This is a genomic window from Bacillus sp. JJ864, from assembly GCF_036963045.1.
GTDB lineage: Bacteria > Bacillota > Bacilli > Bacillales > Bacillaceae_G > Bacillus_A > Bacillus_A pseudomycoides_C.
Genome location: NZ_JBALLY010000014.1, coordinates 41,044 through 55,465, shown reverse-complemented (window position 1 = coordinate 55,465; position 14,422 = coordinate 41,044). Strand labels below are relative to the sequence as shown.

Annotated in this window: 19 protein-coding genes; 10 read left to right on the top strand and 9 right to left on the bottom strand. The window is 38.6% G+C overall.

The window, feature by feature from the left end:
- Nucleotides 1-167: 167 nt before the first annotated feature.
- From V7024_RS03170 to yunB, 3 genes are all read left to right on the top strand, one after another.
- Nucleotides 168-1,574, top strand: coding sequence for a bifunctional metallophosphatase/5'-nucleotidase (locus V7024_RS03170; protein ID WP_335515641.1), 1,407 nt, complete (start codon nt 168-170; stop codon nt 1,572-1,574).
- An 80-nt stretch (nt 1,575-1,654) separates the two neighbouring features.
- The gene (locus tag V7024_RS03165) at nt 1,655-1,957 is read left to right on the top strand and encodes a YunC family protein (RefSeq protein WP_335515550.1); all 303 of its coding nucleotides are present in this window, start codon (nt 1,655-1,657) and stop codon (nt 1,955-1,957) included.
- A 52-nt stretch (nt 1,958-2,009) separates the two neighbouring features.
- On the top strand, nt 2,010-2,747 hold the full coding sequence (gene yunB / locus V7024_RS03160) for a sporulation protein YunB (RefSeq protein ID WP_335515547.1): 738 nt from the start codon (nt 2,010-2,012) through the stop codon (nt 2,745-2,747).
- 20 nt (nt 2,748-2,767) lie between these two features.
- Here the strand turns inward: yunB and V7024_RS03155 are convergent, their stop codons facing one another.
- Entirely contained in the window at nt 2,768-3,760 is a 993-nt protein-coding gene (locus V7024_RS03155; protein ID WP_335515544.1) for a M23 family metallopeptidase, read from the bottom strand.
- A gap of 189 nt (nt 3,761-3,949) precedes the next feature.
- Between V7024_RS03155 and lipA the strand changes: the two genes are divergently transcribed.
- Nucleotides 3,950-4,846, top strand: a complete 897-nt coding sequence (gene lipA, locus V7024_RS03150) for a lipoyl synthase (protein ID WP_306198652.1) — start codon at nt 3,950-3,952, stop codon at nt 4,844-4,846.
- Nucleotides 4,847-4,926: 80 nt separating this feature from the next.
- Nucleotides 4,927-5,259 (top strand): DMT family transporter, encoded by a 333-nt coding sequence (locus V7024_RS03145; RefSeq protein ID WP_335515538.1) that lies wholly within the window; start codon nt 4,927-4,929, stop codon nt 5,257-5,259.
- Between the two features lie 29 nt (nt 5,260-5,288).
- On the opposite strand, the gene V7024_RS03140 is transcribed toward V7024_RS03145, so the two are convergent.
- The 5 genes from V7024_RS03140 to V7024_RS03120 form a co-directional block, all read right to left on the bottom strand.
- Nucleotides 5,289-5,756 carry a YbaK/EbsC family protein gene (locus V7024_RS03140; RefSeq protein WP_335515536.1) on the bottom strand — a complete coding sequence of 156 codons (468 nt, stop codon included), beginning with the start codon at nt 5,754-5,756 and terminating at the stop codon, nt 5,289-5,291.
- A gap of 22 nt (nt 5,757-5,778) precedes the next feature.
- A complete protein-coding gene (locus tag V7024_RS03135; protein WP_335515638.1) occupies nt 5,779-6,534 on the bottom strand; it encodes an N-acetyltransferase in 756 nt (251 codons plus the stop codon).
- On the bottom strand, nt 6,518-7,096 hold the full coding sequence (locus tag V7024_RS03130; RefSeq protein ID WP_335515533.1) for a histidine phosphatase family protein: 579 nt from the start codon (nt 7,094-7,096) through the stop codon (nt 6,518-6,520). The genes V7024_RS03135 and V7024_RS03130 overlap by 17 nt, the downstream gene beginning before the upstream one ends.
- Before the next feature lie 155 nt (nt 7,097-7,251).
- Complete coding sequence (locus V7024_RS03125; RefSeq protein WP_335515530.1) at nt 7,252-8,028, bottom strand: YhfC family intramembrane metalloprotease; 777 nt, start codon at nt 8,026-8,028, stop codon at nt 7,252-7,254.
- A 110-nt stretch (nt 8,029-8,138) separates the two neighbouring features.
- On the bottom strand, nt 8,139-8,711 hold the full coding sequence (locus V7024_RS03120; protein ID WP_335515527.1) for a YhcN/YlaJ family sporulation lipoprotein: 573 nt from the start codon (nt 8,709-8,711) through the stop codon (nt 8,139-8,141).
- Between the two features lie 255 nt (nt 8,712-8,966).
- Between V7024_RS03120 and V7024_RS03115 the strand changes: the two genes are divergently transcribed.
- Nucleotides 8,967-9,269 (top strand): YutD family protein, encoded by a 303-nt coding sequence (locus V7024_RS03115; protein WP_098919123.1) that lies wholly within the window; start codon nt 8,967-8,969, stop codon nt 9,267-9,269.
- A 177-nt stretch (nt 9,270-9,446) separates the two neighbouring features.
- Here the strand turns inward: V7024_RS03115 and V7024_RS03110 are convergent, their stop codons facing one another.
- From V7024_RS03110 to glpX, 3 genes are all read right to left on the bottom strand, one after another.
- Nucleotides 9,447-9,947, bottom strand: a complete 501-nt coding sequence (locus V7024_RS03110; protein WP_335515523.1) for a cytoplasmic protein — start codon at nt 9,945-9,947, stop codon at nt 9,447-9,449.
- A gap of 370 nt (nt 9,948-10,317) precedes the next feature.
- Complete coding sequence (locus V7024_RS03105) at nt 10,318-10,584, bottom strand: DUF3055 domain-containing protein (RefSeq protein ID WP_020063086.1); 267 nt, start codon at nt 10,582-10,584, stop codon at nt 10,318-10,320.
- A gap of 15 nt (nt 10,585-10,599) precedes the next feature.
- The gene (gene glpX / locus V7024_RS03100; protein WP_335515518.1) at nt 10,600-11,571 is read right to left on the bottom strand and encodes a class II fructose-bisphosphatase; all 972 of its coding nucleotides are present in this window, start codon (nt 11,569-11,571) and stop codon (nt 10,600-10,602) included.
- 148 nt (nt 11,572-11,719) lie between these two features.
- Here glpX and hepT point away from each other — a divergent pair, with 148 nt between their 5' ends.
- From hepT to V7024_RS03080, 4 genes are all read left to right on the top strand, one after another.
- Complete coding sequence (hepT, locus tag V7024_RS03095; RefSeq protein ID WP_335515515.1) at nt 11,720-12,160, top strand: type VII toxin-antitoxin system HepT family RNase toxin; 441 nt, start codon at nt 11,720-11,722, stop codon at nt 12,158-12,160.
- Nucleotides 12,161-12,232: 72 nt separating this feature from the next.
- Nucleotides 12,233-12,868: a helix-turn-helix transcriptional regulator gene (locus tag V7024_RS03090; protein WP_335515512.1), complete on the top strand. Its 636-nt coding sequence runs from the start codon at nt 12,233-12,235 to the stop codon at nt 12,866-12,868.
- Between the two features lie 92 nt (nt 12,869-12,960).
- Nucleotides 12,961-13,725 carry a TIGR01457 family HAD-type hydrolase gene (locus V7024_RS03085; RefSeq protein WP_335515509.1) on the top strand — a complete coding sequence of 255 codons (765 nt, stop codon included), beginning with the start codon at nt 12,961-12,963 and terminating at the stop codon, nt 13,723-13,725.
- 154 nt (nt 13,726-13,879) lie between these two features.
- The gene (locus V7024_RS03080) at nt 13,880-14,413 is read left to right on the top strand and encodes an iron ABC transporter substrate-binding protein (protein ID WP_335515506.1); all 534 of its coding nucleotides are present in this window, start codon (nt 13,880-13,882) and stop codon (nt 14,411-14,413) included.
- Nucleotides 14,414-14,422: the final 9 nt, after the last annotated feature.

The following is a 14,422-nucleotide window of genomic DNA, read 5'->3' as shown; positions in this document are numbered from 1 at the left end:
CCGTGTTCGACACGCGAGAAGCTCTTAACTTTTAAAGAAGAAACTTTTGCTTTTTCCCTCAATGAGAGTACAATGTAAAATAGCAAGAAAAGACGAAAAGTATTTACAGGATTCAAGCTTATATATAGCGTAAACAAGAAGTATGGAATTGAGAGGAGGTTTTTTCTCTGCAGGAAGTAACAATTCATCTTTATCATACGAATGATATACATAGTCATTTTGAAAATTGGCCGCAAATTTCTCGTTTTGTGTTAGAAGAGAAAAAGCGTCGTCTTGCTGCTGGTGAAGCGGTCTTTACATTAGATATTGGCGATCATGTTGATCGTTTTCATATGATTTCTGAGGCAACGGCTGGAAAAGGAAATGTGCAGCTTTTAAACGAGACATTGTACGATTATATAACGATTGGGAACAATGAAGGGATTACACTTGCGAAAGAGCAGTTGGATCATCTCTATGACGATGCGAATTTTGAAGTGCTTGTTGCCAATTTATTTGAAAGTGATCAAACTCGTCCGAAGTGGGCAAAACCATATGTACTACAAACGCTTGATAACGGGATTACCGTTCTATTCATTGGTTTAACAGTCGCATATCCTGATTTTTATGCGAAGCTAGATTGGCATATTGAAGATCCGTATTTGCATTTAGAAGCCATTTTAGAAGAGGTGCGTTCGCAGGCCGATGTTATTGTTGTCTTGTCTCATTTAGGGAAAAATGCCGATGAATACATGGCTGAGCATTATGACATAGATGTTATTTTAGGCGCACATACTCACCATTTATTTGAGCGCGGTGTGCTGGTGAATGAAACACTTCTTTGCTGCGGGGAGAAGTGGGGACATTATGTCGGACATGTGCAAATAACAGTGGATTTAGAGACAAAGAAAGTGACGAAAAAAGATGGACGGGCAATTAGTACGAAGCGATTAGGCGCATACGGGGACTCTCATATTTTATTAGAAGAGCTTGAACAAGAGAGTAAGCTCATTATGGCAGAGCCTGTTGTAAGTTTAAAAGAATCGTTAAAAATGGATTGGTTTCAAGAAACGAAATTTGCTCATATGCTTGCCGAGTCCCTCAAAGAATGGTGCGATGCTGAAATTGGTATGGTAAATGCCGGCGTATTACTTGAAGGATTACAAGAAGGTGTCGTTACACGAGGAGATATTCATCGTATTTGTCCACATCCAATTAACCCGTGCCGTTTGCAGGTGACAGGGAAAACGCTTCGGGAGGTAATCTTGAAAGCGCGTCGTCCAAGCATGGAGCGGCTTGAAGTAAAGGGCTTAGGATTCCGCGGAAAAGTTATGGGGAAAATGATATATGCAGGTGTTGAAGTGATTCCAGATACGATTCCGAATAATAAACTATTACTTGAAGATGTCATGATTGGCGGAGAATCATTAGACCTAGAACGAATTTACACAGTGGGGACAATTGATATGTTCACATTCGGCTATTTGTATCCAGAGCTTGCAGTTGTATCAGAAAAAGAATACTATATGCCAGAACTACTTCGTGATGTTTTAACAAATACATTACTGACATATGCATCATCTGTAAAATTATAGCCTACTGCAACGCAGTAGGCTTTTTGTATTCACATTCGTTTTTCTCTTTTCATACAGATAAAGAGAGAGGAGTGCGAACTATGGTTAATATAGAACCGATTATAATAAATGAACATACGTTTATAGCAGTGAGTGTACAGCTTCCGAAAACAAATTTGTTAGCTGTTAAGAGTGATAAAGGATATATTATGTGCGGTGCGCTAGATGTGGCGTTATTAAATGAAAAGTTAAGCGATCGCAGTATTCTTGCGGGGCGCGCTGTTGGGGTTAGAACAATTGAGCAGTTGTTAGAAGCACCTCTTGAATCGGTTACGATTGAAGCAGAGAGATTAGGAATTACAGCTGGTACAATTGGAAAAGAAGCATTGTTAAAAATGATTTAATATATCGTCCCTCCTTTTTGCATATACATGTGTAAGAAGGAGGGATTTTGTTATGCGTGCATTTCGCCCCCGAACTTCTCGATTTCGGAAAGGACCATTGCCATTTCGTTACGTATTGCTTATTTCATTTGCTATTTTTATTCTTCTCACCTTACAAGGCTTGTGGCTTGTGAATAAAAGCATTCGACCAACGTTAATGAAGTATGCAGAAATGCAAACGAAGCGGACTGCGACAGTTGTGATGACGAAGGCAGTGAAAGATAGGGTTGCACAAGGCATCAACGTTGATTCATTAATGAAAGTGCAAACTGATAAGAACGGAAAAGTTTCTACAATGGATTTAAATACAGAAGCAGTTAATGAAATTTTAACGTCAACAACAACGTACATAGAGGAATATTTACACCGAGTTGAAAAAGGAGATACGAAAGCGTTAGGATTATCAGAAGATGACGGAACTGCACTATCTGTTCCGCTCGGAAGAATTACGGACAACGTATTGCTCGGTAATATAGGACCAGATATTCCGATTACGTTTACAACAATTGGTCATGTATCGACAAATATTAAACAAGATTTCCAGCAGCAAGGGATTAACAATACGGCAATTAAAATTGTGATGGAAATTGAAGTGGCGCTTCAGGTGATTATTCCGTTTCATACAAAAGAAGTAACTGTGAAACAAGATATTCCGATCGCCACGCGCATTGTTCAAGGTGAGGTGCCGGGTTATTACGGGGGCGGCGGAGTTGTTGTCCCAGAAAAGAATGAGAAAAAAGCGGCTAACTGAAATGAGCCGCTTTTTTCAAATCATTTTTTCTTGGAGTTCATTCGTTCTTTTCGTTCCCATAAGCTTAAATGCATATATGGATCAAATGCCCACTCTGTATAGCCGTTATCTTTATATAATCCAAAATGCAAGTGAGGCGGGAATTTACCAGCTGTCCCAGGAGGACCGTAGCCAGTGCTGCCAACAAATCCAAGGACGGTGCCGGGTTCAATGATTTGACCAAGCTGTATTTCTTTTGAAAATCCGCCTAAATGTGCGTAATAATGGTAGTTGTTGTATAGGTCGCGAATACCGATGCGCCAGCCGCCAAGGCGATTCCACCCTTTCGTTTCAATAATGCCATAGCAAGTAGAACGAACAGGTACACCGTGTCCGGCGAAAATGTCTGTCCCCTCATGCATACGCCGTCCGCCAAAGCTTCGTTTCGCACCAAATGTACTGCGGTAGCTATGGTTGCTGTGAATGGGCAAGGGGAAGGCATTTCCTTCTAATTCAATTCGATTGTAATGTTTATACATACGAGCATACCCTAATATTAACTCTACTGTTTTTGCCCGCTGATAATATTCCCACAGCATAATTTTTAATTGGTCTCGATTTGCCCCTTGTTTTCCTATTATGGTAGCCATTGTGTAGAGAACGTCTTTTTCATTATTTGCATCTGCTAATCCATCGGCGTTCCCATCTAAGCCTATGCCTCCAAATAAGGAGATTGTATAAGGCTTTGTATCATGTAAGTTTGGATTAGCTGGGCCAGCCCACATTTCTGGTTTGAAATAAATTGAAATCGTAGCATCTGGCTTTTTCGGAATATCGCGGCGTACAGAACGAATATTTCGCTCGTACTGATCAATGGCAGCGAAGTAGTACCATGGAATAAGAGAGACGGTCTCCATTTCTTTGTATAATGTCATTCGCTTCTTATATATATCTTGCTTGTTTTCTTCCCCGTACACAATATTCGCTTGAAGAAGAAAATAAATAAAAAGCAAAAGGAAAAGTTTTCGATGCACGGTAGTAAGCTCCTTTCCGAATCACTACCTTTAGTGTGAGATATACACGATATTTCATTATAAGTAATAATTGGAAAGAATTCTTGCAATCTTCATTTGAGCAAATCGCTTTCATGCGATAGAATAGATATGTTACATTGAAAGAAGCGAACACGGTAAACTATTTCATATTGTGCGGAGTTGATGAACATGACAAAACAAACAGAATACAAGCGCAAGCCCGAATGGTTAAAAATTAAATTAAATACAAATGAAAACTATACAGGCTTAAAGAAAATGATGCGTTCTAAAAACCTTCATACCGTTTGTGAAGAGGCAAAATGTCCGAATATTCACGAATGCTGGGCTGTTCGTAAAACAGCAACATTTATGATTTTAGGTGCAGTTTGTACACGTGCATGTCGCTTCTGTGCTGTAAAAACAGGCTTACCAACAGAGCTTGATTTACAAGAGCCAGAACGCGTAGCGGATTCCGTGTATCAAATGAACTTAAAACATGTTGTTATAACAGCGGTTGCACGTGATGATTTGAAAGACGGAGGAGCGGCAGTTTTTGCGGAAACAGTGCGTGCTGTTCGTCGCAAAAGTCCATTTACGTCTATTGAAGTTTTACCATCTGATATGGGTGGAGTAGAAGAAAATTTAAAAATGTTAATGGATGCACGTCCTGATATTTTAAACCATAACATTGAAACAGTGCGTCGATTATCTGACCGAGTTCGCGCAAGAGCAAAATATGATCGTTCATTAGAATTTTTACGTCGTGCAAAAGAAATGCAGCCAGACATTCCGACAAAATCAAGTATCATGCTTGGGCTTGGTGAAACAACAGAAGATATTATCGAAGCAATGGATGACCTGCGTGCAAACAACGTTAACATTTTAACGCTTGGTCAATATTTACAGCCGTCTAAAAAGCATTTACCGGTTATTAAATATTACACACCAGCAGAATTTGCAGAGCTAAAAGAAATTGCACTTAGCAAAGGATTTAGTCACTGTGAGGCTGGTCCACTTGTGCGTTCTTCTTACCATGCTGATGAGCAAGTACAATCTGCAAAAGAGAATACAGTAGCAGCAAAATAATGAGGAGATCCTTCTTAGTAACTTAACTAAGGGGGATTTTTTTTCGAGAACGATGTACTTGAATAGAAAGGGAGGAGTTTATGAAAGGATTTATTTTATTAGGGTTTGCAATTGTGAGTGAAGTTTTTGGAACAACGATGCTGAAGCTGTCAGAGGGCTTTACGAAGGTATGGCCAAGTATTGGGGTTGTTCTTGGTTTTGCATCTGCCTTTTATTTTTTATCACAGACATTGCAGCACCTTCAAATTAGCACTGCTTATGCAATTTGGTCCGGAGTTGGTACGGCGTTAACGGCAGTAATTGGTGTTCTAATTTGGAAGGATGCTTTTACATGGCAAACACTCGTTGGTTTAGTGCTTATTATTGGTGGGGTTGTTGTATTGAATATGTCGGGTTCCGGTGCTCATGGATGAAACAAGAGCTGAAATTTTCAGCTCTTGTTTCATTCATATTCTAATACGGTGTTTCCACATGTGGATAAAATTTTTCGTAATTCTTCTGTGGATAAAGAAATTGTAAATTCAGGGACACCAGGTGAAATTAATATTTTTTCGTAGTGATAAATGGAAGAATCCACAATAATCGTTACATCTTGTGTATAACCAAACGGAGCAACGCATCCTGGAATGCATCCTGTCATCTCTCTTAGTTCATCAGGTGAACAAAGTGAGACGCGTGTACCGATGATGTCTTTCATTTGCTTCATATCAAAGAGAGATCCTTCTAACGTAAAAAAGACATAGTAAGCCCCAGATTTTGTTTTCATAAACAGGCTTTTACTCGGTTCGCCTTCTAAGCCAAGGCGTTCTCGAATGAGCCGATCTGTTTCATAATCTAAAATAGGTTCATGTTCAAATTTCTCATATAAAACATTCGTTTTATGTAGTAATGAGATGACTTCTTCATACATCGGAATGCAAGCTCCTTTCGTTTCACGTTTGGAATGTTTTCCACAACTTTTCGAATTTCTTTTTGTTTATAATTTCATGTGTAAGAAATTGCCCATTATAAAAAGCGCTATATGTTGTAAAAGCACACGGCGCAGTTTGAGCAGCTTCCCGGTTTGAAATTTTATTACGCTGAATGGCAATATTGTATTCTTGTTCAATTTCTTTCAGTTCTTGCTGGACATAATAATCGGTAAACGGGCATTGATCTGTGTAATACACAACTAATCCATCTTGCGTTTCAACATGCATTTCTTTTGCGCTCGTATGAAACTGCGGGATAGGTGCTAGAGAATCAAACTTATACACAAGCAATTCAAAGTAAGGTGGTGCTGTATCACAAACTTCGAATCCTTTTTTCTTTAAATAGCTCCCGTCAGATAAATACGGGCGTTTCTTTTTGCTTGAAATCACGACAACACCGTGTTTACCACTGTTTTTTGCATCTTGTACACATTCGTCTAACAATGCCGCGCCGTGCCCTTGTCCTTTAAAGCGTCCAGACACCCAAAAGCAGTTTATACACATATACCCTGAAGCTATAATGGGTACCCATGCGTATTCAGCTGGAAGGTACTCAATAAATACTTTTCCATTTACATCTAACTTTTTGAAGACAAGTCCTTCTTCAATTCGTTTTTGCAACCATGCTTTCTTTTGCAGGACTCCCTGTGTCATTCTCTTGTCAGATATAGCACAGCAAATATGTTCTGACTCTAAATTATCAGCAGTTACGCTCATTCGTTTCACAATGTATCCCCCACAATCTGTGGATAGTTGCTGCATCCTGTTCAATCGTAATTTCGTATACGTCTGGATTGCTTAAGCTTTTCCATGTGGAAAAACCGATGCTTTCGTCAAAAATCTTTAAAATGAGTGTGAATAAGTTACCGTGTGTAACGAGTAGTGTTACTTTTTGTGTATCGTCTTGTAATATGCTGTGGATAAGTGATTGAACTCTCTCCGTCGCTTGGCGCGTAGATTCTCCGCCAGTAAAAGCGACATCTATTTCTGTAAAGGTTTGCTCTAGCATTTGTAGCCAATTACTCATTGGAGCGCCGCTCAGTATGCGCTCAGTTAACCGCGCATCCTCTTGAATAGGGAGTCCTATATGTGACGCGTAAGGTGTAATGGATTGGACGGCGCGAGTAAAAGGGCTAGAGATAATATTTTCAATAGGAAGCTGTTCATTGATGAGAAAATTGGCAAGATCATTTGCTTGTTGCTCACCTATTGCTGTAAGCGGAGCATCATGTTCTTGTCCAGTTGCCGAGCAATGGCGGACAACAATTAACTTTTTCATAATGTATCCCTCTCTTTTCTAACAGGTAGTAATTATGTGCCCTGTTACATAGGCGAACCTGTACGTACTTCGACAAATAAAGTGAAAAATCCTCTATTTTTTCTAATTATTGGGAAGTTTAGGGCTTGCAAAAGAAAAAGCTAAGCCGGCTCGGCTTAGCTTGTATGTTCTAATGTGAATTTTGTTTTGATGTTACGAATAATCATGTAAGCACCGATACCAAACAGTATCATAAGTCCTTCGATTACGAACAAATTGATTTGCCCGCGTTGATAGAGTGCTGCGAAAAAATCAGTAAACGCATGAAGGAATACTGCTAATCCTACAAACATGTACTTTTTATACTTTACACCGTATAAGACAAGCATTGTAAGAGCGATTTGCATAATAAAAGCAACAATGCGTTCTACGCCGCCAAATAAATAGAGGTAAGGCGGATTATGTACTAATGCGTCTTGGACAGCGCTGAGTTGTGGTACTTTCTCGATCATTTGGGCGAAGGTGCCGTTATTAATGGCGAAAGCAAAAACAAGGGTTTGAGCTCCAGTAGTTGCCCCGATTAATAATGATTCAATCCCCCCGTGACCAATTCCGTAAGCGAGACCGTCTTTATATTCCTGATACTTTTTAAGTAGAAAGTAAAAGGCAATAAAACGGCCCAGTTCTTCAAAAATGCCAGCCGTTAATCCGCCATATAGGGCATAGAGAAACGAATTTTTTAACAGTGAAGCTGTCGCTGGATTTCCCAATATAAATACATGTAACGTTTTCTCTAAAATTTGTGAGAATCCAATAAAAAATACAACTCCGACACCGACAATTTTAAAAGAGATTCTATACTTTTTCCGAAAATAAATGAGAGCAATAATCGGAATAAGAACAGAAATCGCGATTTGGACAATTATACTTCCAATTGCTGCATTTGAAACCATAAATTTCACCACTTTCTAATATATATATTCTATATTATGCATGAAAAACGGTGAAATGTTTAGGAAATAACCTGAGATTATCTTCCCAGGTTATTTGATTCAGCAATATTTTACTTCAGTGTATTAGGCATTGTATCCGTTTGTGTATTGTTTAAGTGCGGCTTTTTGCTCATCTCATGTTTAAGCATATCAAGTGTTTGGGCATATTCTTTATCGTTTAATGTGCCTGATTTTAGTCCTTGAATTTGTGATATTAATTTTTGTTCTGTTGATACATATGCTTTGTAATAGCGGGGAACGATAGACAGTGCTGTTTTTTGGACTTGATCAGCAACTAAAGCTGGGTCTGTTGTATTTGCTCGGTAAACAATAAACACTTCGTCATCTGTTACAAGTGTTGCGGCGTTCATCACATCTGGTAGTTTCACGGTTAAATCTGTAATCATTTCTGCTAATCGTTCTTTGTTAATGCTACCAACTGGGCGATTGGACACTTCATCTTTTTGTTTGTGAGAATAGCCAACCCTTGTTAACACTCGGTTTGGAACGTCTTTCCCGTATAAATCTTTATGTTCTGACACGAGTACACGGCTTCCTTCTTCACGTTTCATTTCAGCTTTCTTTGTTTGGCATCCAGCAAAGATGGAAAGAGTGAGAAGGGATAAGAGCAGTTGTTTTTTCATGATGATTTTCTCCTTCTTGATGAAAGTTTCACTTTACCCCGCTCTAACGGGCAGTAATAGTTAGAGAAAGCAAAGAAGTGTTAACTGCCCATAAGAACCCGATTAGTGAGGGCTGACCTTTTGGAGAAGAGCGTTCCAAAAGGAAGTTTCACTCTATAGCATTTCCCACTGAGAAGGTTTTTTGTATTTGAAATTGTTGGTTTTGAGGCTTTATGATACGATAAAAAGAAGAAAGAATAGGAAAGGGATTGGAAAATGGAGCAGAAGCAGGAGATTCGCACTACAGTTCATGTGAATAATATTCACTATGAAGTAATAGAAGAGAAGCGAAATGGATTTAATGAAGAAGCGTTTAAAGCTCGTTATGCAGAAATTTTAAATAAATATGATTATATTGTGGGCGATTGGGGCTATGATCAGCTTCGTTTACGCGGCTTTTTTGATGATAGTAACCAGCGCGCAACGTATGACACAAAAATTAGTACGTTATCTGAGTATTTATACGAGTATTGTAATTTTGGGTGTTCGTACTTTGTACTGAGAAAAGTGAAGAAATAAAAAGAAGGAGCTGGCTTCAAAAGTCAGCTCCTTCTTTTTTTGATGTGATTCAGTTTTATGAGCGTGTCGAACGTTGTCGGAGGGTCTTTATTTCATGTCGAATCGCCGATATATCACAAATATCGCCGATAAACTGACCATTTCCGCCAATATTTGTGATGAGAAGCGGTTGATATATTACATATATATAGAAATATAATCACCAGCTGTAAGTTTGGCATTTGGTTTAATCTGTTGTCCGTTTAAGTGAATAGATCGTTGTTTAATTTTTTCTGTAATTACTGTACGGCTCCATTCTGAAATATAGGTTGCAAGTGCCTTGTCGATGCGAAATAATCCATGCACGGATTCTAATAGGATAGTTAGTTCTGTTGTTCCTGCATTTTTATGGGACATGATTGAAATACTGTTCATTTCTTCTCGTTGTTCTTCTTGAGATATGTCGACTGTTTCGACATGTTCAGAATATGTTTTATAAATGTGTAATTTCTTATTCCATGTATGTCCTTTTTCGCATTTATAAATCGCAAAACGATAAATGCTTTTACCATTCGCGTTATGCCTGCGGATGTGCGTATCAGTAAAAAGAGTTGTGTGGCCGCAATTTTTACAATGTTTTTCTACAGTTGTTTCTAATTCTGTTTTATATAAGTTCCAAGAAAGTTGTACGTTCTGCATTTTCCTTCACCTCGTATTTAGATAAAGGAACGTCAGACATCTATTTGGATGTCTTGCGGTATGAAATATAGAAAAAAGAGAAAAATAAAAGAAGGTTCCCTTATGAGGAACCTTCGTAACAATCATACTGCAGATGTGCTACGTTCCTTTGTAATGGGAATTGGGCAGACTACTCCCTTGCAAAAAGCGTTGTGCTTTTTTGAGAGTAATGCTATCCAGTTGCTGCTCCATTACAAAGTAAATGTTGGCATACGTAGTGTAACATCCTTTCTATCCAAATAGATTTGTCGTTAGTATATCAAATTAGACTGAAAATTAAAAAAACAAGTGTAAAAAAATCACCAGCTCTATTACAAGCCGGTGATATGGATTACATCAGTTCAAATAAAAACGAACGTAATTCTTCTGCGTTTTCTTCAGAAATTGAAAATGCATGTTCTAAGTAGCCAGGTTCTTCTAAATCGTCACGACCGATAATTGCAAATTTATTGCGCTGCATATCAAGGACGATTGTTTTGCCATAATGACGATCGGAGTACAAAAGTGCTAAATCGTGGCGTTCGTTTTCTCCCATAAAGCTTACGAAACGCGTTTTTGTTTCTACTGTGTCATCGTAAAGAAAAAAACGTTCTTCCATGAACATGACTCCTTTTTAAATATCTAAATTTAAGTGTGGTTTATGATCTAAATGGTGGTGCGTTTTAATAAAGCGCACTGTTCTTGTTTTATAGCGCATAACGATTGAATATGTTTCGGCTAAATCGCCGCCAAGGAATTTCACACCGTCTAATAACTCGCCAGCAGATACACCTGTTGCTGAGAAGATTGCATCATCGCCGGATACTAAATCATCTAGCATAAGCAGTTGACGCGGATTTTCTAAGCCCATTGCAAGGCAGCGTGCTTCTTCTTCTTCATTCATTGGAACGAGACGCGCTTGCATCTCTCCGCCAAGGCATTTCAGTGCAGCAGCAGAGATAACGCCTTCTGGGGCACCGCCAGTACCGATGAATAAGTCGATTCCCGTGCCTGGAAGAGCTGTTGCGATAGAGGCACCAACATCACCATCACCGAATAACTTTACGCGTGCACCTTTTGCGCGAACACGGTCAATAATTTCTTGATGACGTTCACGCTCTTGGATAATAACTGTTAAGTCGCGAATTTTTTTATTGTTTGCTTCTGCTACAATATCAATTGTTTTTTCAATTGGATCATCTAAGCTAATTTTACCAGCTGCATTTGGACCAACCGCAATTTTTTCCATGTACATATCAGGAGCATGTAGCAGGTTTCCTTTATCAGCGACAGCGATAACAGCCATCGCATTTGCAAGACCTTTTGCTACGATATTTGTTCCTTCTAATGGATCAACGGCGATGTCTACTTCTGGACCGTTTCCTGTTCCGAGCTTTTCTCCAATGTAAAGCATTGGTGCTTCATCAAGTTCCCCTTCGCCAATCACAACAGTACCTGCCATGTTAACAGAGTCAAACATTGTACGCATTGCAGTTGTTGCAGCGTCATCTGCCTCATTTTTCTTCCCGCGGCCCATCCATTGTGCTGATGCAAGGGCTGCTGCTTCTGTTACACGGACAATTTCTAATGCGAGTTCACGTTCCATTGTGACATTCCTCCAATTCCGAAAATCATACAAATATAACTATAACAAAGAACGAGAAAAAGGTGAATTCGAAAAATTGTCGATTTTTTTTGAATAAAAGGGTACAATTGGTGATGAAAATGCTTTAATTACCAGGTAGGTGACATATATGTACTTTGTAGATCGGAAAAAAATTGAACAAATGTTACAGTGTTTAGAGAAAGTTGTTGCAGCATTTCAAACGAAGCAAGAATATAAGGGAGCGCTTGATGAATATGCGTTAGAGCGTATGGTGCATCTCATGATCGATTGTATTTTAGATGTAGGCAATGCCATGATTGATGGATTTATTATGCGCGATCCAGGCAGCTATGAAGATATTATTGATATTTTAATGGATGAAAAAGTTGTTACAAATGAAGAAGGAGAACGTTTAAAAGAAGTTGTTCGTCTTCGTAAAATGATTGTACAAGAGTATGTAAATATGAATCACGCAGACGTGTATAATACAGTGCAAAAGCATATTGATATGGTGAAACAATATCCTGCTAATATTCGTCGTTATTTGGAACAAGAACTTGGACCGGTATCTGCGTTTGCAGGAGATTAGATTATGTTGGTTCTAATGGGCCTTGATGTACACGGTCCATTAGAACTTTAGGAAAGGAAAGTAGGTTGAGAAATGGGGGAAGCGACACGTTCCACGAAAGAGGAAATTCTTCAACTTTTAAAAGTAAGAGGAGAACAAACTGTTGCGGCATTAGCAGAAGTGCTACAGATTACAGAGATGGCCGTGCGCCGTCATTTAAATAATCTCGAAAAAGATAGGCTTATTGAAATGAGCTTGGTGCGGCAGCATGTCGGGAGACCGATGTATGTGTACTGCTTAAGCACAAAAGGCGAAGACTTGTTTCCGAAACAATATAAGCAATTTGCAGTTGAGATGTTAGAAGACTTGCAGCATATTGGCGATGTGAAGCTCGTTGAGAAGATTTTGCGGGCAAGAACGAATCGTATGGAACAACAATTAGCAAGACGTGTGAATCGAAAGGAAACGACATTAGAACGCTTAACAGAAATTGCAATGATGCAAGAAAAAAATGGGTATATGGTGCGCGTAGAACAAGAAAACGAGCAATCTTTCATTCTACAAAAGCAAAATTGCCCGTTAATGGAGGTAGCTGAAAAGTTTCCGCAAATTTGTCATGATGAGAAGAGTATGTATAATAAGCTATTGCCAACTGCTGATGTGAAAGTATTATCATGTATGTGCGATGGAGACTGTTTCTGTTCGTATCAAATAAAAGAAAAAAAATGAACATTACGAGACGCTTTTGGAAAAAGCGTTTTTTTCTTTTGGAAAAAAGGATACGATAAGAAGAGAGTAAGTATCAAAAAGGAGTGACACCTGTGTATAAAGGCTATTTAATTGATTTAGACGGAACAATGTACCGAGGCGAAGAACGGATTGAAGAGGCGAGTGATTTTATAAAGGCGCTGCAAGAGCGGAACTTACCTTATTTATTTGTGACGAACAACTCGACGCGTAAACCAGAGCAAGTTGCAGATAAGCTGCTTCAGTTTGATATTCCAGCTACACCAGAGCAAGTATTTACGACAAGCATGGCCACAGCGAATTTTATATATGAAAGAAAACAAAATGCTTCTATATATATGATTGGAGAAGAAGGTTTACGTGATGCACTTGTGGAAAAAGGTTTCACACTTGTGGATAGTAATCCTGATTTTGTCGTTGTTGGGCTAGATCGAGAAGTTACATATGAAAAATTAGCAAAAGCATGCTTAGCCGTTCGAAACGGGGCAACATTTATTTCCACAAACGGTGATATTGCCATTCCGACAGAACGCGGCTTATTACCAGGGAACGGTTCTTTAACATCCGTTGTAACAGTATCCACAACAGTAAATCCAATTTTCATTGGTAAACCAGAATCCATTATTATGGAGCAAGCATTAAAAGTACTTGGAACAACGAAAGAAGAAACATTAATGGTTGGGGATAACTACGACACAGACATTTTAGCAGGCATGAATGCGGGCATGGATACACTACTTGTCCACACAGGAGTCACATCTGTGGAAAAATTAACAGAATATGACGTGCAACCAACGCATGTTGTCCACAGTTTGACGGAGTGGATTGAGAAGATGTAAGAAGAGATAGGCAATCGTAAATGATTGCCTATTTTTTTTACTGTTACTTTCCAAATTTTGCATGTGATAACTATAAGAGGATTATGCAAAATTGCATTTTTGATACGAAAATAATTAGTTAAGATAGAAGTATGGAAGAGAAGGAGGTTTAGAAATGAACCCAGTATTAATGGTTATTCTTATTTTCATGACAAGTGCTTTCGCAGTACTACTATGGAAAATATATAAGATAAATAGCATGAAAAAGAAAATTGGAAAACGGATTGCAATGTATCGCCGGGCAAAACGAGGCTTCTCTATGCTATTTTGTCCAGTTTATTTTATTGGACAACTTATTTTAACGTATGTCCAATATATGAATGGTGAGATTGATAGTTTTGAAAAGTTTTTATTAAAGGCGGGAGTTTATGCCGTAACAATTTGTTTTATGAGCCTTTTAACGGTTCAATTGTTAAGGGACATCGAGGTTTATGAAGCGGGAGTTGTGGATGGAATAAATTATTATCCTTATGAAGAAATAAAAGGTTATAAAACATTCGTACAGGGACAGTTCCCACAAGAAAATGTCATTTTGGATCGTGGTATAGAAAAGTGGAATAACAATGTGAATTTATTGATTCGAAATGAAGATATAAAAGAGTTAGAAGAAGTCCTGCAAAGATATATTCTTAAAATGATTGGGAACTAAAAAATCCAC